Source organism: Paenibacillus sp. PK3_47 (genome assembly GCF_023520895.1).
In the GTDB taxonomy this organism is placed as follows: Bacteria; Bacillota; Bacilli; order Paenibacillales; family Paenibacillaceae; genus Paenibacillus_AQ.
Genome location: NZ_CP026029.1, coordinates 1,431,416 through 1,456,470, shown reverse-complemented (window position 1 = coordinate 1,456,470; position 25,055 = coordinate 1,431,416). Strand labels below are relative to the sequence as shown.

Sequence of the window (25,055 nt, the reverse complement as noted above, 5' to 3'; positions counted from 1 at the left end):
GACTAACGGCTCAACCTCCACCACAAACCAACCATCTCCACCGTTTCATGACGATGAAATCCTGCGAATGAGTGAGTATTCGTGAGAAAACCCCTTAAATACGAGGGACGGACCCTGAGTCCGTTATTTGCCGGAGTTCGCCCCGTTTTCGCTGCTAACGGACCGTAGTTCCTTTAATCTGCCAAAGGCTGGATAAATAACGCCCATTCGGATGAAATAACGGATCCAGGGTCCGTTAGAATTTCAAAACACACCTTCTGCGCAAAATAACGGACCTCCTGTCCGTTAGCTTTAATATTGCCAAGTAATTAATAGGTTCTGGTGCGCGTAAGGCAATGGATTGGAGCCGGAAATTGTTATCGCGGTGTCATATGAAATAAAATCACACAGATAAGACTGTCAAGGCTTTCTCGACAGCCTGAGCCTCTGAAAGAGGCTTTTTTTGCCGGGAGAGTATCCGGTTATGGACGAAGATCCGTTGCTGCTGCCGCTGCCGCCGCCTTACCGATGGTCCAGCCTGCCTGCTCAAGAACGCTGCGGACATGCCTGACGATTGCCGGTGAATCCGGTGTATCGCTATGGACGCAAATCGTACCAACCCGGCCGCTTGGCCCGGCATTACGGTTATCCTGCAGTTGCCGGAGGACCCGGCTGCCGATCTCCTGAAGCCCGCCTACTTCCTGAAGGGTCCAGCCGAACATCTTTACCCCGTCCGCATCGTAAGGACGGTCGGCAAAAATTTCATTTACAACAGTAAGACCTGCACCGGCGGCTTGAACGGCCAGCTCCGAATCCGGGAGAGTGTACACAGCCAGCTGCGGGTTAAACCGCAGCACGGCCTGGACGACCGCGCCTGCCACATCAGAACGGACGGCCGCCATCATGTAGAAGGCCCCATGAAGCTTAAGATGGGACATCGGAAGCCGGGCAGCCTTCAGAAAGGCTTCCAGGGCTCCCATTTGGTACAGGCAATAGTCATAGGCATCTTCCGGGCTTATATCCATCATCCGGCGGCCAAACCCGAGCCGGTCGGGAAAGCCTACATGTGCTCCGATTTTTACGTGAAATGCTGCGGCTGCTTCAATGGTCTCCCGCATAATCCGCGGGTCACCGGCGTGGAAGCCGCAGGCTACATTCACTGAACTGGCCAGAGGGAATAATTCATGGTCAGCACCGTAGCGGTATACGCCGAAGCTCTCCCCAAGATCACAGTTGATATCGATTTCTTGCTGCATGGAGTTCACCTCTGCTTGTACTTTTTGGAATTGGACGGCCCTCGCGGTCCGTTTTGCTGTTTTATTTACTTAAAAGGCGGTCTGCCAAAACCGGAGCCTGACGCGGCTGGACAGCCTGCTCATAAGCATATCCCAGCTGCAGCAGCTTGCCTTCTTTAAAAGGCAGGCCAAGCATCTCCAATCCGACCGGAATTCCGTCCTCCGTTAATCCGGCAGGGACCGAGAGTGAAGGCAGGATGGACTGTGAAGCGATAACCGTATTCGTCGGAAAGGTCAGACAGGTCCACTTGCCGGCGGCAAGAGCTTCCCTTGTCGGCGGAAGAACCCGTACCGCGGGATAGATGATCGTATCCAGTGAATGCTTGGCGAATACGCCCAGAATAGCCCGCCGGAATTCCTCCTGTGCCAACCGCTGGCGGTAATAATCCGGCGATTCGGCCGGATCGTCAGGCCCTGCCGCGATGTCGTGGAACAGGTCGTTTAATTCATGAAAGCCGTTCGATTCATACACTTCCATGAAGGAGTGGAGCGGCGCATCCGGACGTTTACTTAAAAAGTTATCAATATCGAACTTTGACTGCATGGCATACAATGAAGTTTCAGCCAAATACTCCTGCAAATCCGGTATCGTTACGTCCTCTACGATTTCTGCACCGAGGGAACGGAGGCGCTCTATCGCTTCGGATACCTGGCGGTTAACCGGTTCACAGTCCGGGTCACTGTCCGGACCGAACGCTTCCCGCAGGATTCCGATTCTTTTGCCTGTAAGGTCTGCAGATTCCAGCATGTCCTCATAATGTCCGATCTCTTCAGATTGAACGGCTGCGGCGGTGAAGCTGTCATTCGGATCATAGCCTGCTATAACATCCAGGAGCCGGGCTGTATCTCTTACGGTACGGCCAATCGGGCCCGGAGTATCCTGAAAATGAACGAGCGGAGAGAAGCCCGCGCGGCTGACGAGGCCCGTCGTCACCCGCAGACCGAACAGATTGTTGAAGGAGGAGGGAAGACGGATGGAACCGCCCGTATCTTCCCCGATTCCGACAAGGCCGAAATTGGCGGCGATCCCTGCGCTTGTGCCTGCACTTGATCCGCCGGTCTCCCGCTCTCCCGCATAGGGGTTGCGGGTATGCTCCGTTTCGGAGGAGAATGAGAACCAGCCTGCCGCGAAATCGCACATAGAGGTCTTGGCCAGAATGACGGCCCCTGCCTCGCGCAGACGGGTGATCAGCGTAGCGTCCTGCTCGGGGATATAATTATGAAACGCCTTGCTTCCGAAAGTCGTAGGGATGCCGGCTGTCTCCGCCTGATCCTTGACGAGAACAGGAACGCCGTGCAGCTTCCCTTTTAGCTGTCCGTTTGCTTTCAGATAGCGGTCCAGTGCTTCGGCTTCCTCAAGCGCCCGGGGATTGACATTGACGATCGCGTTAATGGAGGGACCCTCTTTATCCAGTGAGCCAATACGCTCCAGGTACCAGGATACAAGTTCCGCCGCAGTCAGTTCTCCCGCCAGCATCGATTGCTGGACCTCTGCAATTGTAATCTCCGTATAAGTAACTGCATTTGTTCCCATTGGTTAACGCCTCCATGTCACATGTTTTAGTTGTTTATGCATTTGTTTTAACTGGACGGGCAGGAGTGCTCGCTTCATTGGCAGCTTTCATATCGCCAAGGCTGATGACCAGATAAGCAGCTGCGGACACGATGATCCCGGCGACTGCGACAGACAGGGAAGGGAATTCATAATGGACAATCAGGGCGGCCGTAGAGCCGATAGCCCAAGCTATGAACGGTTTGATCCGCAGCGCCCGGGATTCTTCCAGGTTTCTTCTGACCAGAAACTGGTCGATGATAATTACGGCGCCGATTGGCGGAACGATTACGCCAAGCAGATTCAGCCAGTTGACGAAGTAATCCCACACGCCAAGCGCGGCTACTCCAGTGCCGATTACGCCCAGAATCAGCGTAAGCATGCGCATCCGGCCGCCGAGAATGTACGACCAGCCAACCGCTGCGTTATACAAGCAATGGCTGCAGACCGAGCCGAGATTAACGAAGAGAAAGAGGACGGCGATGATTCCAAAGATACCGCCTTTTTCGGCGATAACCCCAAAGACGTCGCCGCCGCCGCCGGATACTGCAGCAATGAATCCGCCCATAATCATGGCGAACGCCGTAGCCAGCGGAAACGCTGAGAAGGTGGCGATGACTGCATGCTTCTGGTTCTTTGCCCAGCGAGTGAAGTCGGCGGTCATGGTGCCCGAGTCGGCAAAAAGAGCAAAGACAAGGGTTACAGCCGCGCCGATGGACAGCCCTGTTCCTGTTCCCTGGTAGTCCCAGGCGCTGCCGCCGCCCCTTGCGGCCTCCACAGCCGCATAAATCGCAATCAGGAAGAAGAGAGGTGCGGAAATCATGCCGATAAAGGAAAGGGCACGGATGCCTACAAGCGTAAGCAGTACGTATAGAATTCCGGCAATGAGTGCGATGGTTACAGGATTCGAGCCGAATGCGCTCTCCATGCTGACGCCTGTAAGACCTGTCTGGACAGCGAACCAGCCGACAACAAGCGTTGAGAGCAGTATGGAAGAGACGGCATAGCCTTTTTTGCCAAAGGTGCGCGTGGCGAGCATGGAGAAGTTAATGCCATATTTGGCGCCAAGCATACTTAGCAGCCCGACATATAAGAAGAGAAGCAGATTACCGAGCACGATGGCAGTCAGTCCCTTGGAGAAACCCAGTCCATGCACAATGGTTGCCCCTGTAACCGCGCTGGTGATAATCATGGGGAAGCCTACCCAGACCATCGAGTTGCTGAACAGGGATTTTCTTTTATCAGCGGGAATCGGGGTGCTCTCATATTCGCTTTCCAGTAACTGATTGTCTGCAGAAGTGCTGCTCATTACAGGTTCCCTCCTTAAAATATCTCTGATTTGTTATGCCGTAATCTTATAAAGTTTGGGGGTCAGGACTCCGGCAGTGCCTCGAGAATTACCTCGCATGTGTAGGACAAATGACTGCGGATCCAGTCCAGCAGCTCCTCCAGTTCGCCCAGCTCCACAAGCTTCAGCATTTCATGATGCTGGGTCTGTGCGGTCTGCAGGGAACTTACGGACGAAGTGTAGATATGCATATAGGGCTCTACCATATCCCATACGTTCGTGATCAGCTGAATCAGCTTCGGGGACCCCGACAACTCATACAGCTGCAGGTGAAATTCCCTGTTCATCCGCTGCCAGTCCGTCAGCCCGACCTCTTTGTCATCCATGGCATCAAGGGTTTCCCGGAGTGCTTCAATATCTTCGGGTTTGACCTGGCCAATCGCCCATTCGGTAGCAAGGCATTCCAGACGCTCGCGTATGGCAAAAATCTCTTTGACTTCCTGCTGGGAGAGACTGCGCACAATGACACTTCTCGTTTCAAAATGGACAAAGCCTTCCGCCTGAAGCTTGCGCAGCGCCTCCCGGACGGGCATTGTACTTACGCCGAAGGCTTCAGCGATTTGACGGATCGAGATTTTCTCGCCGGGTGCAATCTGCGCATGGGTGATTTGATGTTTTAAGCGGTTATAGACCTCATCATTAATGGAGGTGACCTGGATATGGTCTGATTTCATAGGAGCTCCTTTCATAGATGATTTGTGATGTGTGATCACACTTTGAATTTATTGTTAAGTAACATAACACTAAATAGAGCGTGATTCAATGTTTTTTATGAAAAAAATCTTAAATTACTGAATAATAGGTTAAAATACATAACATTATGTTGGTCGTATTGTTTAAAAAGTTGATTTTTTATAATTATAAGTAAGGTATATTGACATAAAACTTGTCCGTGCTATATTATGGGTTTATTCAACAGCAATTGCATAATCCACTTTTTCGTATATCCTTAATAATTGGTTTAAGGGTCTCTACCGGGAACCGTAAATTTCCGGCTACGAAAATATGCTGAGGCATATTTTGTGGCCTTTTTGTGTTATCTGGCACTAAAGAAGTTTTACCTTACAATCAAGGGGGAAACGGCGATGGCAAATATACTGATCAAAAACGCGGAGATTGTTACGATGAACAAACAGGAGGAAATTCTGTACGGGGATATCCGGATCAGGGGCAGTATGATTGCAGAGATCGGCAGCGGCCTGCAGGCGCAGGGGGATGAGCGGGTCATTGATGCAACGAACCGCACGGTAATCCCCGGGTTTGTGCAGACCCATATTCATTTATGCCAGACGCTGTTCCGCGGCAAGGGCGATGATCTGGAGCTGATGGACTGGCTGCGCAAGCGGATCTGGCCGCTGGAGGCGGCGCATGACGAGGATTCGCTGTATTACTCCGCCATGCTCGGAATTGGAGAGCTGATCACCAGCGGTACGACGACCATAGTGGATATGGAGACAGTGCATCATACGGATTTTGCTTTTCAGGCCATTGCGAAGAGCGGTATCCGCGCATTGTCGGGTAAAGTGATGATGGATCAGAAAAACGATGATGTTCCCGCAGCGCTTCAGGAGGAGACCGACGCATCTTTACAGGAAAGCATGGACCTGCTGGAGAAATGGAACGGCTACGGAGACGGACGGATCCAGTATGCTTTTTCCCCGCGGTTTGTGATCTCCTGTACAGAACCGCTGTTAAAAGAGGTCCGCGACCTCTCTGCCCGTTACGGGGTTAAGGTTCATACCCATGCGTCGGAGAATCTGGGGGAGATTGAAATTGTCCAGGCGATGACCGGCATGCGCAACGTGGTCTATCTGGATCATCTGGGTCTTGCTAATGAGCGTCTGATCCTGGCCCACTGCGTCTGGCTGGACGATGAGGAGAAAAGGATTTTACGGGACCGCGGAGTTCATGTCAGCCACTGTCCGGGCTCCAATCTGAAGCTGGCCTCCGGGATTGCCGACACACCGGGCATGCTTCATGAGCATGTGCACTTAAGCCTCGGGGCGGACGGGGCGCCCTGCAACAATAATCTGGATATGTTCAACGAGATGCGGCTCGCTGCGATTATTCAAAAGCCGCTGCACGGGCCGACGACCATGGATGCCAGAAGTGTGTTCCGGATGGCGACGATCGGCGGAGCCAAGGCGGTGGGCATGGAGGACAAAATCGGCAGCATCGAGGTAGGCAAAAAAGCCGATCTGGCCATCCTCAACCTTTATAATTTTCACACGTTCCCTTCCTATGATGTGGACCCGATCTCCCGAATTGTATATTCGGCTACCCGCGCGGATGTGGAGACAACCATTGTAGACGGTGAGATCCTGATGGATAAAGGGCTGCTCAAGACCGTCGATAAGGAAGTCGTACTCCATGAAGCCAACCGCTCCATTAAAAGACTGCTGGCCCGCTCCCCGCTGGGGTGACCGAGGTAATAGTGGATTATGAAATTTAAAGCTACAATGTGCAGGGGACCTGGGGTCCTCTTTTTTTGTGCGCAGGCAGAGGAGTGCGTGAAATGCGCAAAATGAGAAATCAGCCGCTGTTCGGGCGGGGGGAGCAAATCCCTAAGGAATTACCGGAGCTGGGCTACTGGCAAATGGAGAGGCATAAAACTCTTTGTAGGTACTTTAAGTACAGAAATTCCCTGCAGAGTGGCTGAATGTATTCGGTTTTTCGTGTCCAATGGGCTACATCTCCTGTGTGGTGGCTCAATGTACTCGGTTTTTCGAGTTTAATGGGCTACATTCCCTGCGCGGTGGCTCAATGTACTCGGTTTTTCGAGTTCAATGGGCTACATTCCCTGTGCGGTGGCACAATGTACTCGGTTTTTCGAGTTTAATGGGCTACATTCCCTGCGCGGTGGCTCAATGTACTCGGTTTTCGAGTACAATGGGCTACATTCCCTGCGCGGTGGCTCAAATGTACACGGTTTTTCGAGTTTAATGGGCTACATTCCCTGCGCAGTGGCTCAATGTACTCGGTTTTTCGAGTTTAATGGGCTACATTCCCTGCGCGGTGGCTCAATGTACTCGGTTTTTCGAGTTCAATGGACTAAATTTCCTGCGAAGTGGCTCAATGGCTCGGTTTTTCGAGTACAATGGGCTACATTTCCTGCAGAGTGGCTCAATGTACTCAGTTTTTCGAGTTTAATTGGTTACATTCCCTGCGTGGTGGCTGAATGTACTCGGTTTTTCGAGTACAATGGGCTACATTCCCTGCAGAGTGGCTCAATGTACTCACTTTTTCGAGTTTAATAGGTTACTTCCCCTGCGAAGTGGCTCAATGTACTCGGTTTTTCGAGTACAATGGGCTACATTCCCTGCAGAGTGGCTCAATGTACTCACTTTTTCGAGTTTAATGGGCTACATTCCCTGCGCAGTGGCTCAATGTACTCGGTTTTTCGAGTTTAATGGGCTACATTCCCTGCGCAGTGGCTCAATGTATTCGGTTTTTCGTGTCCAATGGACCCTTTTTCCGCTGTAAATGGGCAGGGATGAGACGAGAGGTATACATGTGCAAGAGCAAGCCGTGGGCAAGCGAAATGTGTGGGGGTTATACCCCGAGATATACACCACGAACAACCCATCCGTTAGACGGATGTTTTGACTTGTGAAATTATTTTTTGAAAAAATGAACCGTCTCTCCGTTTATGAGGTCAAATCAAGTGAGGTGAACCTATTGGAACTGAATGGACTGGAGCAGGCAGAGGCTATCAGCGAAGAACAATTACGGATGATCATGAAGCTGTACGGCGAGGATGTCTGGAATTATATTTATTTTCTTACCAAAAGCAGCGATCAGGCGGATGAGCTCACCCAGGAGGTGTTCATCAAATGCTACTACCGGATCGGGACATACCGCGGCGCTTCATCGTTAAAAACCTGGCTGTTCACCATTGCCCGCAATACGGTGTTCACCTACCGGAAGTCGCGTTTTTTCCGAGCGGGGTTGTGGGGCGGAGTACAGCCGTTAACACAAGAGAATGATACAGGGCAGCGTGAAAATAGTGGCGTTACAGCAGGTGCTGCCCGCTCAGCAGAAATGGAGTATCTCGGCAGCCGGCAGATCGATGAAATCTGGAGCCTCATTATGGGACTGCCGGATAAGCTGCGCGAAGTACTGGTGCTTGATCTCAAGGCAGAGCTGTCGGTCAGGGGAATCGCTGAATTAATCCAGATATCCCCCGGCACCGTCAAATCCAGGCTGCACCGTGCGCGCCGCAAAGTCCAGGACAAATTAAGGAGGATGGAGTAATGGAGGAGCATGAGCAGAAGCCGCAGTGGTATGATCTGGCCCGCAAAGGTCCATTCCCCCGTACAAAATTCAGTGAAGCGAATGCCGACAATATCGTCCGGCAGCTTCAGGAAGGCCTGACTGCCCGTAGCCGGGAGATGACGGCCGTCCGGCGCCGCAGAGCATTCCGCGCACGGATGCTTTCTGCTGCTGTCGTCCTGCTGCTGCTGGGTGCGGGTGTACTTTACCTGGGAAGTGACTTTTCCGGCAGGAACAGGGGGTTTAATCCGTCAGTGGCAGCAAGTGCTGTCATGTATGATTCTCCTGAGGAGGGCGCAGCGGATCTTACAGATGCCGGGTTTAAACAAACCGCTGAGCGGCTGATGCAGGAACAGCTAGGAAAGAAATATCCGTACATCAGCTTGAAGCGGCTTGAAAATCCGATAGAGGGAGTTGAGGAAGCGGAGGTTCTTTTTCAGGAAGGAGATCATTCAGCCAGGGTCTGGTTCAATACAGAGACAGGCGAGGTCATCCGGACGGTGATGGACGCCTTTTATAGTGTTAAAGAAATAGACCCTGCGTTCATTGAAGAAGCGACGAAGAATTTGCAGGGAGCCGGCTATAAAGGAAAATTCACGGTCACCGGCCTGAGGCATTCTGCTCACTATGGAACAAATGATGAGCCGGGCATTCAGACCAATGACGGCCTTATGGGAGAGGAAGCCACAATTGATTATGTAAACGGCTTATACAAGCTTTCAACCTATAAAATGAGTGAGAATGAAGCAGGTGCTGAAGTGAGGGAGGCGGGGCTTAAGGCTATTAAACTGCTTAGGGACCAGGGGACGGATCATCTATACTCCATCGAGCGTACCGTAGCGCCGGAGTGGGATATGCTCGTTCTGACGTATGGGGAGGATGAATATGCGGCTGCTTCAGTAATGATGGATTATGCCACGCAGGAAATACTGCAGGTATCCGATTTGGCCCTCTACATTGAAAAGTCATATGATTCCAAAATCCGCGGCGAGCAGGATGCGAATTTGCTTAATATGGATGAAAGCAAGCTGCAAATCTCGGCCGCTGCCCTTGCTGATAAACTGTTCGGCATCCGGCTGAAAGATTATAGGGTGGTTGACCAGACAGCACCTGGACTTCTTACCTTCAAAAGCCCGGATGGAGACCTCGTAGTTAATGCCTCCTTTAATCTGAAAGGGGAGATTTACAGTATAGAGCAGACTCCTGTGCCGTAACGATCTGCTATAAAGACATCCGCCCCCAAGGACGTGCGCCAACAAGCGCAGCGTCCTTTTTGTGCGGCATGAATCCGCAGTTTTGATAAATATTTCAAGTTTGCTATACTAGATAAATCTGAACATTTACAGAAAACTAGAACAGAATTTACAGAACTATATTATATATTATGAGGCGATTGAATGAGCAGGAATAAATACGGGCTGCTGAATGCCCATTTCTATATTGTATCCGGACTGATCTGGCTGAAACTGCTGCTGCTTAGGATGCTGTTTTTTGACCGGATTGCCTGGCAGTGGATTGCCGCGGATCTTGCTCCGGTGCTGCTGATTATGGGGATTCTGGCTGTTGTTATTCCCGGGAGGATGAAAACGGCGGTCTACTGGAGCTTTAACGGGATTTTGTCGCTGCTGCTGTTTGCGGCCAGTGTCTACTTCAACCACTTCGGCTCCGTACCGACCTATCTGGCCTTTTATGAGCTGAACCAGGTGTTTCAGGTTAAAGAGAGTGTAGAGTCCACTATACAACCTGTAGACTTTCTGTTTTTTGCGGATATTGTAATCATGATCATCTATGCCTTAATCCGCAGATGGCAGCGCGGGCCGTCGGTTCCGGTACGCAGTTACATCACACCACGGGTGCGGAGAGTTCATCTGGTGGTTATTTTGGTGGCAATTCTCGGCGGGAGCGCATTGTCAGCCTACTCCATACATGCAGCGCGTGATATCACCAATGAGCTGGTCCAGGCGGAAAGCGCAGGCTTTCTTAACTACGAAGTAGTGGCTACCCTCAAGGCCCAGGAGGACAACGGGCTGATTGGAACGGGTGACATTAATGAAACGATAGCCAAGGTTAATGCGCTGAAAGACACTTATCCTTACAGTAACAAGCCGGAAGGTACAGTGCCGCAATACTTCGGTTCGCAAAAAGGCAGGAATGTCATCGTCATCCAGCTGGAGGCTTTTCAGAATTTTCCGCTGCATCAGTCGCTGGAAGGGCAGGAGCTGACACCTGTGCTCAATAAGCTGACGGGAGAGGGCTTTTATTTCCCGCGGGTCTATCAGCAGATCGGCCCGGGGAATACCTCGGATGCGGAATTCATGAGCAATACCTCCATCTACCCGATCGGTACGCTGGCTATGTCCACCGGCTTCGGGGACCGGAAGCTGCCGGGTCTGCCGCGCCTGCTGCGGGACAAGGGGTATGAGGCCTACACTTTCCATGTCAACAAGGTCGGCTTTTGGAACCGCAATGAGATGTATCCGGCGCTTGGATTTAACGGGTACTACGAGAAGGATGATTTTGAGAATGATCATTTTAACGCCTTTGGCGCTTCCGATGAGCAGCTCTACATTACGGCTGTAGAGAAGCTGTCGGCGCTGCACAAGAAAGGCACACCGTTCTACGCCCAGCTTGTCACGGCCTCGAGTCACCATCCTTTCAAAATCCCGGATGCCTACAAAAGAATTACGCTGCCCGCAAATTTGCAGGATACGATGTTAGGCGACTACCTGACGGCCATTAATTATACGGATTATGCCGTTGGCACGCTAATCGAGGGACTGAAGCAAAACGGACTGTGGGACAACACGGTGCTGGTGCTGTACGGGGATCATTTCGGGCTCCAGACCAAGGATGTGCCGCCGGAGCAGGTGGAAGAGGCGCTGGGAGTGATATACGATTCCCGGATCAGCCGATTTAATATTCCGCTGATTGTGCGTGTGCCGGGAATGACCGAAGGCCAGACCTTGGAACGGACTGGCGGCCAGCTTGACATTCTCCCGACGGTAGCCAATCTCCTCGGTGTGTCACTGGAAGAAGAAGGGTATACGGCATTCGGACATGATCTGCTTAACATTGACCGGAATGTGATCGGCATGCGTTATTACTCGCCGTCCGGCACCTTCCTTAACGATGAGATTCTGTTCGTTCCCGGCAAAGGCTTTGAGGACGGAGAGGCCATATCGCTCGATACGCTGGAGCCTGTAGAGGACTTCAGCCAATACAAAAGCGATTATGACTACATTCTGAAACTGATGGACCTGTCTGATGAATACGTGAAGCTGCTTCCGCAGCGATAGGGGGAACCATGAAAAAGCTGTTCAAGCCACAAATTCTCACAGCCCTCGCCGGCTGCGGACTTATTGTTTATCTGCTGTTTCTGAAGCCGTTCGTCGGCGTTGCCGACAACGGTGATTTCCTGCGTATGATGAATACGGTCGGGCTGAATTATTATGATGCCGCAGAAAGCTATGCCGACCGGTTTTTCAGCTTCAGCCATTCGGAATTTGCCTATGACAATTTGTTCAGGGGGTTCTATCCTTCCTCGCAAATCCTGCTTATCCTGGTGCCGAGGCTGCTGGCAGGGCTGTTTCACGGCAGTTATTTCGATATCCGCGTGCTGGGTGCGGTGTACGCCCTGCTGCTGCTGGCTGCCACCTGGCTGATTGTAAAAATCGGGACGCGCAGCTCCTATATCACCGGAATTTTGCTCGGTGCGGCAATCCTGTTTGTTTTTTATGACATCGGCTATCTGGCTTATTTCAATTCGCTGTTCGGCGAGCCGGTGTCGATGGTATTCATGCTGCTGACCTTTGCGCTCGGATTAAGGCTGGTGCTGCAGGAGCATCCTACAGGCAAGGGAATGACGCTGTTTTTTGTAGCTGTGCTGTTCCTGGTATGCTCCAAAATCCAGAATGCGCCGGTCGGCCTCGCCTTTGCGCTGATCTTCCTGCGTATCGCTGCCCTCAAGGGGGAGAGCAAATGGCGGAAGCTGGCCCTTCGGTTTGCTGTGGCAGTAGCACTCGTATCGATCATTATATATGTGGCTGCACCCAAGGAGCTGAAGCATATCAATCTCTACCAGACGGTGTTCTTCGGAATACTTAATGAATCACCGGACGTGAAGGGCGATCTGCGTGATCTGGGACTGCCGGAGCGGCTTGAGGTGCTGGCGGGGACGAATTATTTCCAGACAGATACGGCGATCAAGCAGGATGATCCTTCCCTTACGCCGGATTTCTATGACCGTGTATCCCATAAAGACGTGCTGTTCTTTTATCTGAAGCATCCCGGAAGATTGATAGACAATATGAAATATGCAGCCGAGAACAGCATGGCGATCCGCCCTTATTATCTGGGAAGCTATGAGAAAAGTGAAGGCAAACCGGCAGGGGCAATTGCCATGACATACAGCGGCTGGAGCGAGTTCAAGAATAGCCGGCTGCCGGATTCACTCGGCTTCCTCATTATATTCTATCTGGTCTATTACGCCGGAGTGCTGTTCCAGTATTTCCGCACACGGGAGACCAGCGGACGGATTGCCGGAGAACTGATGATGCTGCTGGGGCTGATCGGGCTGTTCTCCTTTATGGTTCCGATCCTTGGCGACGGCCGGGCAGATATCGGCAAGCACTTATTTATGTTCAATGTGTGCTTTGATATGATGGCTGTGGCCATGTTCGGCTGGATTGTGCATCTCCTTGCCGGCCTCTGGAACAATGCTTCCGGACGTAAACGCAGGTACTGAGAAATTACCCCAATTCCAATTACAGGGAGATGAATTGACCCTCTCTGAATAATAGAATACAATGTGTTTGGAAGTTTATTGCAACATTTTGAAAGGGCTTGAAGAACAGCTTTATCCGGGTAAGGGGGCCGCTATGGGAAATGATAGCCACAGGGATAGAATTGAAGAGGCCAGGCAGGAACTGAACCGGCTGGCACTTAAATACGGCATGCAGGATGTAAGGGTTCTCCGCCAATCCGTGAAGCTGGATGCACTGCTGAATGAGTATACCGACTGCCTTACGGACAAGGATGATTTACCCGATTAGGTCCTGGCCTGAAGAAGGTAATAAATATCAGAAGACACGTTAACAGAGATGTTGACGTGTCTTTTTTTGTGTTGTGTCAAGCCGCCCGGGTGGACGGATTTGGCAAAGGTTCGGGCAAGCCGGGCGGAAGACAGGGGGCATCTGCCAATTTCGGCGGAAGAAGGACAGATGTCCATGAGGCGGATGCTGACTCCGCATATAGTTATACTGTCTTGAGAATATGACGGGGCAGGGTGAAGGCTGTGAAAGCGAAAAAGCGAAAAGAGCATCCGCCGGATTACCTCGAAGGTTATCAGGAAGGATATCATCTCGGCTTGTATGAAGCCGTAAAGCGCCTGAGCATTCCGGAGGTGGAGGCATGCCGGCCGCTCAAGCTGATGTATGTACCCCAGGGATTTCAGGCGATAGATACGGGAATTACGGAAGCGCTCGGGCAGCTCGTCAGCGAACTGGTTATAAGCAGTCCCGAGAATATGCTGGAGACCGCGGCCCGCGAGCGGCCGGGGGCTGTGCTTGTAATGAACGGGCTGCATGTGTTTCCGGAGAATCATCTGGACCAGATCACGGAAATCAGGAAGCTGGGCATCACAGCAGCAATCTGGTTTGCGGATGACCCCTATTTTACAGAGGATACTTCAGTGATCTGCCACTATTATGACCATGTATTTACACATGAGCTTGGCTGTGTGGAATTTTACCGCTCGCTGGGTGCGGCTTCCGTCCATTATCTTCCGCTCTGTGTAAATCCGAACATGTTCTATCCTCGGCGGACCAGCCGCAATTACCATTACGATGTTGTATTCGTCGGCAATGCCTTCCGCAACCGCACGGAGCTGTTTGATAAGCTCAGCTCATTCCTGCAGGGGAAAAAGGTGCTGATCGCCGGCGGCTTCTGGGAGCGTCTGGCCAATTACGAGCAGCTCTCACCGTTTATCAGGGACGGCTTTATGCCTCCAGAGGAGACAGCGAACTATTACAGCGGCGCGAAGCTGGTCATTAACATCCACCGCCCCTGGGAGGGAGGCATGGATAACCGCAACTCCTACCAGCTGCCGTCGCGCTCCATAAATCCCAGGACCTATGAAATCAGCGCCTGCGGAACGATGCAATTAACCGATATCCGCGATGATCTGGGGCGGCATTACCGTGCCGGGCGTGATCTGGAAACCTTCGGCTCTGCCGAAGAGCTGCAGCACAAAATCGACTATTACCTGAACCATGAAAAGGAGCGCCGGGAATACGCGCTGCGGGGCCTTAAAACGACGATGCAGAGGCATACATTCACCGCCCGTCTGCCTCAATTGTTAAATGTTATTACCGCGAAAATGTGAAATCCAATATTGGGATGAAGGAGCGAGTATTCATGAACACTGAATTTGTTATGCCCGTCCCGCCTTTTCCGCGGACCCCGGCGGAGGATGAGAAGCTGCGCGGACGCCTGACCGGCTTCAAGGCCGGTTATGATGAGGGGTATCTGCGGGGGCGGCTTGCCATCCTGGACGGCCGGCCGGAGGAACCGCTCCCTGTACGCAATATTCATGTTATGTATGTAGCCTCCGGCAAGGGCTATCCGTATTCTCCGCTGGATGACGCGGTGTTGTACTCCCTGCAGAAGCTGACGGCCAAGGTAACGGTTACGGATGTTCACCAGAATCTCGTTGAACAGGCAGCGGTACAGCGCCCTGATCTCATCCTGGTCCTGGATGGGCTGGACTTGTCGACCGAGAAAATCGCCGAACTCCGGAGCAAGGGCTTCAAGACCGCGATATGGCTGACAGATGATCCTTATTATACCGATTACACGATGAAAATCGTAGTGCACTATGACTATGTCTTCACGCTGGAGCGCAATTGTGTGGAAGTGTACCGCAGCCTTGGCTGCGCACAGGTGCATTATCTGCCTTTTGCCGCACACCGTGAGCATTACCGCCCGGTAACCGGCCGTTCGCAGATCATCCGTGATGTCAGCTTTATCGGCTCTGCTTACTGGAACCGGGTAAGCTTTTTCCGCAATATCATGCCTGAGCTGATGAGCTACAACACTGTAATTAACGGAATCTGGTGGGACCGTCTGCCCGAGGCTCCTCTTTACGGTGACCGGATTGAGGTCGGCAAATGGATGTCGCCCCAGGAGACAGCCGTTACCTACAGCGGCTCCAAAATAGTAATCAACCTTCACCGTGCCCATGTAGATGAAGTGGAAAATAATAATGCATTGTCCATTCCCGCTGTCTCCCCCAATCCCCGCACCTTCGAGATCGCAGCCGCCGGTACGCTGCAGCTGAGTGATGCAAGAGAGGATATGGGCACCTTTTACAAAATAGGCGAGGAAATAGACACCTTCTCCACTCCGCTGGAGCTGATGGAAAAGGTGCGTTATTACCTGACCCATGAGGAGGAACGCCGGGAAATGGCCCTGCGTGCCTTTGAACGCACCCTGAAAGACCACACGTATACCAAACGCCTGAACCAGCTGTTGACAGTAATCTACGGCTAAGCGGACAAAGGGCATCAGCAAACACCCGAAAATTGTGCGTATATCCGGGGACAGGTGTCGTGCCGGCATCTGTGCCCCCTCAATATACTGGAGTACCGGACCTTGGCGTTAGCCCGCCGGCCGGGTTCGCCGGGCAGCACAGTGCTTCGTAAACTAAGCGGATGCTTTCGAAGCGAGTTTTACTGCGAAGAATTTCTTCGTAGCGGATGCTTCGTAAAACTAAGCGTATGCTTTCGAAGCGAGTTTTACTGCGAAGAATTTCTTCGTAGCGGATGCTTCGTAAAACTAAGCGGATGCTTCCGAAGCGAGTTTTACTGCGAAGAATTTTCTCCGTAGCGGATGCTTCGTAAAACTTTTAGGGAGGTGAATGGTCGCTCGGGGTCTATGCCAGGGAGCGCCGAAACACCATGGCCGACAAAGCTACAATCGTCCTCTTTTCCCATGTTTCCAATTCACGCAGTATAACGGGTGCGGAGAAGCTGCTGCTGTTCTTCGGCCGGGAGCTGTCTCCATACTTCAACTGCATACTCGTAGCGCCTCAAGAGGGCAAGCTGACCCGCTTGGCCCGCAAATCCGGAATGAATGTAGAGCTGCTGCCGATCCCCCTTGTTTACGGGATGTATACACCGTATGCCGGCCTGGAGGCGGATATCCGCAAGTTTCAGGAAGGCAGGGAGTATCTCGAATTATGTGACTGGCTCACGGCTCTGCGCCCGGCATTTATAATCTCCAGTACCTGTGTGCATGCTTTGCCGGCGATGGCAGCGAAATCGCTGGGGATTCCGGTAGTCTGGAAAATATCGGAGACGATCACGGACAACGAGTTCACTCCGCTCAGTGTGGAGCTGATTCACCGCAACAGTGATGAGATTCTGGCGATCTCGCATACGGCTGCCGCCTGTTTTCCCGAGGAGATCCGGGAGCTTAAGGTAACCCAGCTCCCGCCGTCCTGGGATGACAAGGATATGATGCTTGAAGCCTGGAGCATGCTCCGGGGCGAGCGCCGCCGTGAGCTGAAGGTTGCACCAAACGAACCGCTGATCGGATATATTTCATCCTTCATTAATAAAGAGAAGGGCTTGGAGCATTTCGTCAAAATGGCGGTCCAGGTCAGCGCGCTCCACTCTGATGCAAAGTTTCTCGTTATTGGAACCCCCGGCGACAAAAATTATTACGACCGCTGTGTCCGCAAAGTCAAGCTGGAAGGGCTGAACGCAAAGTTCCAATTCGCCGGCTATGAAGAATGTCTTCCGGCAGCCTACTGCGCGATGGATATCCTGGTTGTCCCCAGCCTGATCCGCGAGGGCTTCGGCATGACGGCCCTGGAGGGAATGGCCTTCGGCAAGCCGGTTGTCGCCTATGATTCCGGCGGACTGCGGGAGATTCTGCTTGCTGCCGGCTGCGGGGACCAGCTCGCCCCGGCGGAGAACATTGCGGCGCTGGCCGAGCGGGTCAATGCCCTGCTGGCCGCGCCGGGATATGCTGCGGGTGTCGGCAGCATGGCGAGGGAGCGCATTGTGGCCGTGTACGGGCCGGATGCGTACCGTGCGCGGCTGCAGGGCCTGGCGGAGCGCTGGTACCTGCGCTATTGCCAGGCGCAGCCGCAGCCGCCGTGCGCGGAGCCGGCGGCAGCCCCCGAGATCACCGACACCGTCGTGGTGATCGATGAAGTTCCGGCCGCCGCCGTGCCGGCAGGCGGCGATCCTGGCGGCAGCGCGCCTGCTGCCGCCGGGGCTCCTGCGCCGCCGCAGGCGCTGCGGCGCAGGCTGATCGTGCGCCGCCGCCTCCGTCTGCGGCGCGGCAAGCTCCGGCGCGGCAGGCTCCGCCGCGCCGCAGCCCGGGCGCGGCGTGCAGCGCGCCCGGCCCGCAAGCGGCGCGCGGTGAAGCCCGCGCGCCGGAAGAGTGGCGGCGGCAAGCAGCGCCGCCAGGGGCACCGCGCGCGGCGGGGCGTGAAACGCCGCCGCAAAGCGGCCTGAAGAGATCAAACCAATAAGGCAGGGGAGTGAACCCATGAAGATCATGACGATTTTGGGCACGCGGCCTGAAATCATCCGGCTCAGCGTCATCATTCCGCTGCTAGATGAGCATGCGGAACGGCATGTGCTGGTGCATACGGGCCAGAATTTCACGGCCAGTCTCAGCGGCATTTTCTTCGCCGAGCTGGGGCTGCGGGCACCCGATTATGTGCTGCAGGATAAGCAGGCCGGCCTTGGCGGACAGCTTGCCGCCATGTTCGGCAGCCTGGAGAGCATCCTGATCCGGGAACAGCCGGACCGTATTCTGCTGCTGGGCGATACGAACAGTGCACTGTGTGCCGTTCTCGCCGAGCGGATGGGGATTCCGGTTGTGCATATGGAAGCGGGAAACCGCTGCTACGATTTAAAAGTGCCGGAGGAGAAAAACCGCCGTGTCATAGACGCTGTTTCCACCATTAATATGCCATATACGCAGCAGAGCAAAAGACATCTGCTCAGCGAAGGCTTCCCCAGCCAGCGTATCGTGCTGACCGGCAACCCCATCCACGAGGTCATCACGCACTACGGAGAACGCATCAGCCAAAGCGATATTCTGCAGCGGCTGAACCTGAAGCCGAAGGAGTATATGCTGGTCACTGCCCACCGGGCAGAGAATGTCGATGATCCCGAGTCGCTGGTGCAGATTATGGCCGGACTCAACCTCACGGCAGAGCATTTTGGAATCCGCCTGATTTGCAGCATCCATCCCCGTACACGCTCCAAACTGACGGAGCAGTTCCCGCTGACGATGAACCCTCTTGTAGAATTCCATGAGCCTTTCGGATTTTTTGATTTTGTCCATCTGGAGCAGCATGCCCTGTGTGCGATTACCGACAGCGGAACCGTGCAGGAGGAGTGCTGCCTGATGGGAGTGCCGACGGTCACCATCCGCAGGACGACTGAACGTCCGGAGACGGTAGATTGCGGCAGTAATGTAGTATCGGGCGTGGAACAGAACAGCATTCTGCGCTGCGTCCGCCTGATGACGTCACTTCGTCCTGAATGGGAGGCACCGGAAGGCTATATGACCCCGGATGTCTCGGCAAAGGTAGTTAAATTTTTGCTTGGAGGGAACCTGCATGTTCAATAATAAACGGATTATGGTCACCGGCGGCACCGGTTCCTGGGGGCATGAATTAATCCGGCAGCTTCTGCCGCAGAATCCAAAAGAGATCATAATCTTCTCGCGCAGTGAATCGGCACAGGTGTCGATGAGCCGTGAGTTTGAGGATCACCGCCTGAGCTTTGTCATCGGGGATATCCGCGACAAGGAAGCGCTCGTGGCAGCCTGCCGCGGCGTGGATTATATTTTCCACCTGGCAGCGCTGAAGCATGTTCCCGTCTGTGAGGATCAGCCTTACGAGGCGCTCAAAACAAATGTAGTCGGCACCCAGAATGTCATTGAAGCCGCCGTCGTCAACAATGTGGAAAAAGCGATCTATATTTCCACGGACAAAGCCGCCAATCCCTCCAACTTCTACGGCATGACCAAGGCAATCGGCGAGAAGCTGTTCGTCTATGCGAATCTGCTCGGCACCGGCACCCGGTTCGTAACGGTACGCGGCGGCAATGTGCTCGGAACGAACGGAAGTGTGGTCCATCTGTTCATGAAGCAGATCCAGGAAAAGGGCCAGGTGCGCATTACCGATATGAAAATGACCCGCTTCTTCTTCACGCTGCGCGATGCCATTACCCTGCTCTTCAAAGCTTCGGAGGTCAGCATCGGCGGTGAAATCTTCGTCATGACCATGCCTACCTGCAAAATTAGCGATCTCGCCGAGGTGCTGATTGAAGCCTCCGGCAAAAAGGATGTAAGCATCGTCGAAGCGGGCATCCGTCCGGGCGAGAAAATCCATGAAATCCTGATGAGCGATTTCGAGAGCCTGACCACCGTCGTCTATGATGAGCAGTATCTGGTCATTCTTCCGACGCTGGATATGCCTGAGCTGAAAGCCCATTACAGCAGTTATCCGCATGTATCCTTCAACAGCTTCAGCTCGGAGAACAACCTGATGGATCAGGAGGAGATCAAGAGCATCCTGATCCGGGGAGGGTTTCTGCAATGAAGCTGCTTATCCTCGGCGGAAACGGTATGGCGGGTCATATGCTGGCGGATTATTTCCGCCGCCAGGGCAAACATCACGTCTTCCATACAACCCGGGATAAGCGTGATCCTGGCGGGCTGTATATAGATGCAGATGATATCGCCGGAGTAGAAAAGCTGGTCGAAATCGTCTCCCCCCAGTGCATTATCAATGCACTGGGCGTGCTTAACCAATTTGCCGAACGTGACCGGATCCAGGCTTATCATGTGAACGGATTTCTTCCCCACCGGCTGCGCCGGGCAGCGGATAGCGTTCAAGCCCGGCTGATTCATATCAGCACCGACTGCGTGTTCGAAGGAACACGCGGCGGTTATACGGAAGAGGATACGCCGGACGGCAACTCTGTGTATGCCATCACCAAAAGTCTCGGGGAGGTCCGGGCACCCGGTCATCTGACGATCCGTACTTCGATTATCGGGCCGGAAATCCGTGCCGGCGGCATCGGTCTGATGGAGTGGTTTCTCGCCCAAAAAGGACCAGTCTCGGGTTATGAACGGGTGATGTGGAACGGGGTGACCACGCTGGAGCTGGCCAAAGCCGTAGACTCCCTGCTGGATTCCGAAGTTTCCGGTCTGATTCATCTGGCTCATCCGGAGCCGCTCAGTAAATATGAGCTGCTGCGGCATATGCAGCATGCCTTTCATAAGGATGATGTTGAAATCATTCCCGATCAGGTCCACGTCCAGGACCGGACACTGGTAAACACAAGAAAGGATGTACAGTACCAGCTTCCATCCTATCCTGTCATGCTGGCTGAGCTGGCGGAGTGGATGAACGGGATGGCCGAGGCATGAAGGGGCGGAGGCTGCTGATTACCGGAGCCGCCGGCTTTACCGGCAGGCATGCCGTGGCTTACTTCAAGGCAGCCGGAGCAGAAGTAACCGCTGTGGTGCGTAAGCCGTCCCCGGTATCCGCCGTACAGGACGGGGCGCAGCCCTATGTCTGTGATTTAAGTGACCGCAAGGCAGTTCAGGCTATGGTGGATGAGGTCCGGCCGGATGAAGTGCTGCATCTGGCCGGCAGGAACTCTGTGCCGGAATCCTGGCGGGATCCTCTTGTTTACATGGAGACGAATGTAATGGCGACCCTCTATCTGCTTGAAGGACTGCGTTCCCGGCCGGGCTGCAGAATACTTGTGGCCGGCTCCAGGCTGAAATACAGACCCGGAGAAGATGCCGGGCCGCCCCATCCCTACAGTCTCAGCAAAACGCTGGAGGAGCTGGTGTCCCTTGCCTGGGGAACGCTGTTCAAGCAGCCCGTGCTGCTGGCAGAGCCGTGCAATCTGATCGGACCCGGGCCCTCTACCGGTTTCTGTTCCCTGCTTGCAGAGCATATTGTGCGGAGTGAGGCTGCCGGCGGAGCAGAGGGCCTGCCGCAGCCGTTCAAGCTCAGCTCCAGACATACCCTGCGGGACTTTCTGGATGTGCGGGATGCGGTCAGGGCTTATGACTATATCCTGAAATACGGGGAAACCGGCAAGGTGTACAAGATTGATTCCGGAACTGAAAGGGAGCTCGGTGAAATCGCCGGCAGGCTGCTGGCTCTTGCAAAGACGCCTGTACCCATGGATTGGGGACCTGAGCCCGGTGATCACGCTGCTCCGCCGCCGGTACAGTCAGCTGCCGGGAAACCGGAACCGCCTGAAGCCTCCGCTGATAATGTATCCCGGCTCGGATGGAGAGCGGAAACGGGGATTGAGCAATCGCTTGCGGATATTTTGGACTATTACCGGAACGGCAAGGAAGGAAGGTAGCTATGAGGGTTCCAAGAGTGTCGGTAGTCATCCCTTTTTACAATTGCCCTTATATAGAGCAGGCGCTGCAGAGCGCTCTGGCGCAAAGCTGGGAGCCTTATGAAATTATTGTTGTCGATGACGGATCAAGTGTTCATGCCGACCGGATCATGCCTTATTTATCCCGAATCCATTATCTCGGCAAGAGCAATGGAGGTACCGCTTCGGCGCTGAATCATGCCATTGCCCGTGCCTCGGGCGATTATGTAGCCTGGCTCAGCTCGGACGATATGTTTTACCATGACAAAATCAACAATCAGGTCAAGTTTATGGAACAGAACAACCTGATGATTTCCTATACCAACTTCAACTTTATTAACGGGGCCTCCCAGGCAACGGAGATGAATGCCTCCCCGGTTTTCCCGAACCATCTTGAATATTTACGCTGCTTCCTGCACGGCAACCCGATTAACGGCTGTACCGTGATGTTCAAACGGGAGGTATTCGCGGCAATCGGCCTGTTTGATGAGTCGCTGCCTTATACCCATGATTACGATTTATGGTTCCGGGCGATTCTCAACGGTTATCCGCCGATTATGCTGAACCAGTCTCTGACCGCTTACCGCCGTCATGACGGCATGGGCACCATCAAGCACTATAACACGATTATGGCTGAAGCTGCGGCTACCAACGCCCGTTATCAGCCCATGCTCCGCAATCTGATAACTTCAATGGGCGGCTGACCCGCCAGGACAGCAGGCTGCCTTGGCAGCCGGCTGTTATTTATTAATGGAAGCGGGGAGGGGTATTATGTACCGGGAGATTGAGGTTAAGGACTTCCTGCCGGTCCTGCTGGAGCATTTGAAGTTCTCCGAGAGTATTCTGGATATCGGCAGCGGCACCGGTATTCTGCTTGAACGTTATGAAGCTTCGCTTGTTATCGGCCTTGATATTCACAGACCTTATCTGGTTCACCGCCATTACACATCGCCGCATATTATTCCGGTCCATGCCGATGCAGCCCATATCGATAAGCTGTTTCTGCCGGGAACCTTCTCCGCAGTAACGCTTATCGATTCTCTGGAGCATTTTTCGATGAGTGACGGAATGCAGCTGCTGAGAAAAGCGGAAATCATTGCCTCGAACCGCGTGGTGGTTTTTACGCCGCGCGGGTTTTTCCCGCAGGAGGGGACGGATCACTTCCATTTGAACGGGGAGCATTACCAGAGGCATTGGAGCGGATGGGAGCCTGAGGACTTTCAGAGGCTGGGTTATTCGGTCACTGTGCTTAAAGGTTATCATCATGCGGAGAATCCCGCTTTTGTTCAGGCCTTCGGAGAGAATCATGAGCCTCTGGATGCCCTGATAGCCTGCAAAACAGTGTAGACCATACCGCTACAAAAGAAAGGAGGTGAGCGCATGAACCGGAGCAATCAGAGAGTTTCGGTGGTGATACCGTTTTACAATTGTCCTTACGTGGATCTGGCCATAGAGAGTGTCCTTAACCAGAGTTATCCGGATATCGAAATCCTTGTTGTGGATGACGGGTCGGAGCAGTATACAGAGAAGCTTGAACCTTATAAAGACAGGATTATTTATGCGCGTAAAACCAACGGCGGCACCGGCTCGGCGCTCAATATGGGGATTAGGCTGGCCAGCGGGAATTATTTTGCCTGGTTAAGCGCGGATGACCAATTTCATCCTGATAAAATCAAACGCCAGCTGGATACTCTGACAAACACGGGGACCTCCTTTAACCACACTGCCTACTATTATATAAATGAACACGGCGAACGGATTTCGGCGGTTATCAGTGTTCCTTTCCGCAGCAGAAGCGAGCTTATTGAGACGATGATGATGGGCTGCCCGGTTAATGGCAGCTCTGTTCTGCTTGATATGGATGTACTCCGTAAAGTCGGGGTATTTGATGAAAAGCTGCTCTACACGCAGGATTATGATTTGTGGCTGCGCATTCTGCCTCATTATGAGTGGTCTTATATTGAGGAGCCTCTGCTTGACTACCGTGTGCATCAGGGAATGGGCTCCGTCATTCACAGGGAGGCACAGACCCGGGAGATTGGTGTGGTACAGGCACGGCATACAGCGGTTCTTGCGCAGCTGCTCAGAAAGGGGAGAGGGAGATGAAGCTGACGTTCCCGATTCTGACACTATCCAGAGGCGGTGCCCAGCGGATGCTGGCAGAGCTGGCCAACCGGATGACAGAAATAGGCCACAAAGTGGTTATCCTGATGCCTGCCGATGGCATAGTGGAATATGAGCTGGCCTGTCCCGTCCTGTTTGGTGCGGGGCCTGTGCTGTCAGAGAATGATTTTCCTTATGGTGACTGCATCATTTCCAATTACTACACTACAGTGCCTGTAGCCCAGCGGGCCAGTGAACAAGGCAAGGGAGTGCATGTCCGTCTGGCTTTATGTTATGAGCCGTCTTTTTTGCCTGACAACAATTTGTCCTTCTCGTCCTACAGCATTACCCGCAATCTGCTCGTGTTGTCCCGCTGGCAGCAGGAGATTGTCCGTCTTAACCATGGAATTAAGGGCAGAATCGTGCCGGTCGGAGTCAACGAGGAGTTCAGGAATATGAACCTGCGCGAGGCACAGCCTGGACAGCTTATTGTATCTGCCATCATGCGCAAGCCGGAGGGAGGTTTCTCCGGCCACCGCGAGCAGGAATACCTGCTTCAGCAGCTGAATCTTGTCAAGCAGGCTCATCCGGAGGTGCTGCTGTATTTAATCACCCCACCGGGTGAATATGCAAGCTCGGCCATACTGCAGTCCCTGCTGGCAGACGAGCGCTACCAGGTGCGGACGCCTTCCGATGACATTGAACTGAGCTATCATTATAATGAAAGCGACATTTTTGTCAGCTCCAGCACCTATGATACCGGATCTTTGCCGGGGCTGGAAGCGATGCGCTGCGGAGCGGCACTGGTTACACTGTATTCCGGAGGTAATATGGAATATGGTGTGCATGGCCATAACTGTCTGATGTCTTACCGGTTCGAGAACCGCCTCGCAGAAGATATCATCACCTTAATCCGCAATAAGGCAAAGCGTGAGCATCTTGCCCGCAAGGGGGAAAATGATTCACAGCGGTACACCTGGGCCAGGAGCGCTGAAATTTTCCAGAATGAGCTTTTATATATTATGTCCAGACAGGGCTGAACTTTATCTGCCCGGTTCCTATAAAAA

21 protein-coding genes and 1 riboswitch are annotated in these 25,055 nt (G+C 53.3%); of the genes, 17 read left to right on the top strand and 4 right to left on the bottom strand.

What is annotated here, in order from left to right; all coding sequences use genetic code 11:
• Positions 1 to 461 precede the first annotated feature (461 nt).
• The 4 genes from C2I18_RS06585 to C2I18_RS06570 form a co-directional block, all read right to left on the bottom strand.
• Positions 462 to 1,235: a LamB/YcsF family protein gene (locus C2I18_RS06585; protein WP_249900461.1), complete on the bottom strand. Its 774-nt coding sequence runs from the start codon at positions 1,233 to 1,235 to the stop codon at positions 462 to 464.
• Positions 1,236 to 1,296: 61 nt separating this feature from the next.
• Positions 1,297 to 2,808 (bottom strand): amidase, encoded by a 1,512-nt coding sequence (locus C2I18_RS06580; protein WP_249900460.1) that lies wholly within the window; start codon positions 2,806 to 2,808, stop codon positions 1,297 to 1,299.
• A 34-nt stretch (positions 2,809 to 2,842) separates the two neighbouring features.
• Positions 2,843 to 4,135 (bottom strand): cytosine permease, encoded by a 1,293-nt coding sequence (locus C2I18_RS06575; protein WP_249900459.1) that lies wholly within the window; start codon positions 4,133 to 4,135, stop codon positions 2,843 to 2,845.
• A 62-nt stretch (positions 4,136 to 4,197) separates the two neighbouring features.
• Positions 4,198 to 4,848 carry a GntR family transcriptional regulator gene (locus C2I18_RS06570; protein ID WP_249900458.1) on the bottom strand — a complete coding sequence of 217 codons (651 nt, stop codon included), beginning with the start codon at positions 4,846 to 4,848 and terminating at the stop codon, positions 4,198 to 4,200.
• Positions 4,849 to 5,093: 245 nt separating this feature from the next.
• A riboswitch (purine riboswitch) is annotated at positions 5,094 to 5,192 on the top strand.
• A gap of 67 nt (positions 5,193 to 5,259) precedes the next feature.
• On the opposite strand from C2I18_RS06570, the gene C2I18_RS06565 reads away from it, so the two are divergent.
• From C2I18_RS06565 to C2I18_RS06485, 17 genes are all read left to right on the top strand, one after another.
• The gene (locus tag C2I18_RS06565; protein WP_249900457.1) at positions 5,260 to 6,597 is read left to right on the top strand and encodes a 5'-deoxyadenosine deaminase; all 1,338 of its coding nucleotides are present in this window, start codon (positions 5,260 to 5,262) and stop codon (positions 6,595 to 6,597) included.
• Between the two features lie 1,186 nt (positions 6,598 to 7,783).
• On the top strand, positions 7,784 to 8,428 hold the full coding sequence (locus tag C2I18_RS06560; protein WP_249900456.1) for an RNA polymerase sigma factor: 645 nt from the start codon (positions 7,784 to 7,786) through the stop codon (positions 8,426 to 8,428).
• Positions 8,428 to 9,660, top strand: coding sequence for a hypothetical protein (locus C2I18_RS06555; protein WP_249900455.1), 1,233 nt, complete (start codon positions 8,428 to 8,430; stop codon positions 9,658 to 9,660). The genes C2I18_RS06560 and C2I18_RS06555 overlap by 1 nt, the downstream gene beginning before the upstream one ends.
• 183 nt (positions 9,661 to 9,843) lie before the next feature.
• Entirely contained in the window at positions 9,844 to 11,742 is a 1,899-nt protein-coding gene (locus C2I18_RS06550; RefSeq protein ID WP_249900454.1) for an LTA synthase family protein, read from the top strand.
• 8 nt (positions 11,743 to 11,750) lie between these two features.
• Complete coding sequence (gene wsfD, locus C2I18_RS06545) at positions 11,751 to 13,190, top strand: glycan biosynthesis hexose transferase WsfD (protein ID WP_249900453.1); 1,440 nt, start codon at positions 11,751 to 11,753, stop codon at positions 13,188 to 13,190.
• A 133-nt stretch (positions 13,191 to 13,323) separates the two neighbouring features.
• Positions 13,324 to 13,497: an aspartyl-phosphate phosphatase Spo0E family protein gene (locus tag C2I18_RS06540; RefSeq protein WP_249900452.1), complete on the top strand. Its 174-nt coding sequence runs from the start codon at positions 13,324 to 13,326 to the stop codon at positions 13,495 to 13,497.
• 233 nt (positions 13,498 to 13,730) lie between these two features.
• The gene (locus C2I18_RS06535; protein ID WP_481857881.1) at positions 13,731 to 14,828 is read left to right on the top strand and encodes a CgeB family protein; all 1,098 of its coding nucleotides are present in this window, start codon (positions 13,731 to 13,733) and stop codon (positions 14,826 to 14,828) included.
• A 32-nt stretch (positions 14,829 to 14,860) separates the two neighbouring features.
• Positions 14,861 to 15,994, top strand: a complete 1,134-nt coding sequence (locus tag C2I18_RS06530) for a CgeB family protein (protein ID WP_249900450.1) — start codon at positions 14,861 to 14,863, stop codon at positions 15,992 to 15,994.
• A gap of 407 nt (positions 15,995 to 16,401) precedes the next feature.
• Entirely contained in the window at positions 16,402 to 17,970 is a 1,569-nt protein-coding gene (locus tag C2I18_RS06525; RefSeq protein WP_249900449.1) for a glycosyltransferase family 4 protein, read from the top strand.
• 34 nt (positions 17,971 to 18,004) lie between these two features.
• Positions 18,005 to 19,099, top strand: coding sequence for a non-hydrolyzing UDP-N-acetylglucosamine 2-epimerase (gene wecB / locus C2I18_RS06520; RefSeq protein ID WP_249900448.1), 1,095 nt, complete (start codon positions 18,005 to 18,007; stop codon positions 19,097 to 19,099).
• Complete coding sequence (locus C2I18_RS06515; protein WP_249900447.1) at positions 19,089 to 20,075, top strand: polysaccharide biosynthesis protein; 987 nt, start codon at positions 19,089 to 19,091, stop codon at positions 20,073 to 20,075. The genes wecB and C2I18_RS06515 overlap by 11 nt, the downstream gene beginning before the upstream one ends.
• Positions 20,072 to 20,908, top strand: coding sequence for a dTDP-4-dehydrorhamnose reductase family protein (locus tag C2I18_RS06510; RefSeq protein ID WP_249900446.1), 837 nt, complete (start codon positions 20,072 to 20,074; stop codon positions 20,906 to 20,908). The genes C2I18_RS06515 and C2I18_RS06510 overlap by 4 nt, the downstream gene beginning before the upstream one ends.
• Positions 20,905 to 21,867, top strand: a complete 963-nt coding sequence (locus tag C2I18_RS06505) for an NAD-dependent epimerase/dehydratase family protein (protein ID WP_249900445.1) — start codon at positions 20,905 to 20,907, stop codon at positions 21,865 to 21,867. The genes C2I18_RS06510 and C2I18_RS06505 overlap by 4 nt, the downstream gene beginning before the upstream one ends.
• 2 nt (positions 21,868 to 21,869) lie before the next feature.
• On the top strand, positions 21,870 to 22,589 hold the full coding sequence (locus C2I18_RS06500) for a glycosyltransferase (RefSeq protein ID WP_249900444.1): 720 nt from the start codon (positions 21,870 to 21,872) through the stop codon (positions 22,587 to 22,589).
• Positions 22,590 to 22,656: 67 nt separating this feature from the next.
• Entirely contained in the window at positions 22,657 to 23,232 is a 576-nt protein-coding gene (locus C2I18_RS06495; RefSeq protein ID WP_249900443.1) for a class I SAM-dependent methyltransferase, read from the top strand.
• Between the two features lie 33 nt (positions 23,233 to 23,265).
• Positions 23,266 to 23,991: a glycosyltransferase gene (locus tag C2I18_RS06490; RefSeq protein ID WP_249900442.1), complete on the top strand. Its 726-nt coding sequence runs from the start codon at positions 23,266 to 23,268 to the stop codon at positions 23,989 to 23,991.
• On the top strand, positions 23,988 to 25,028 hold the full coding sequence (locus C2I18_RS06485; protein ID WP_249900441.1) for a glycosyltransferase family 4 protein: 1,041 nt from the start codon (positions 23,988 to 23,990) through the stop codon (positions 25,026 to 25,028). Before C2I18_RS06490 ends, C2I18_RS06485 begins: the two co-directional genes overlap by 4 nt.
• The last annotated feature ends 27 nt before the right edge of the window (positions 25,029 to 25,055 follow it).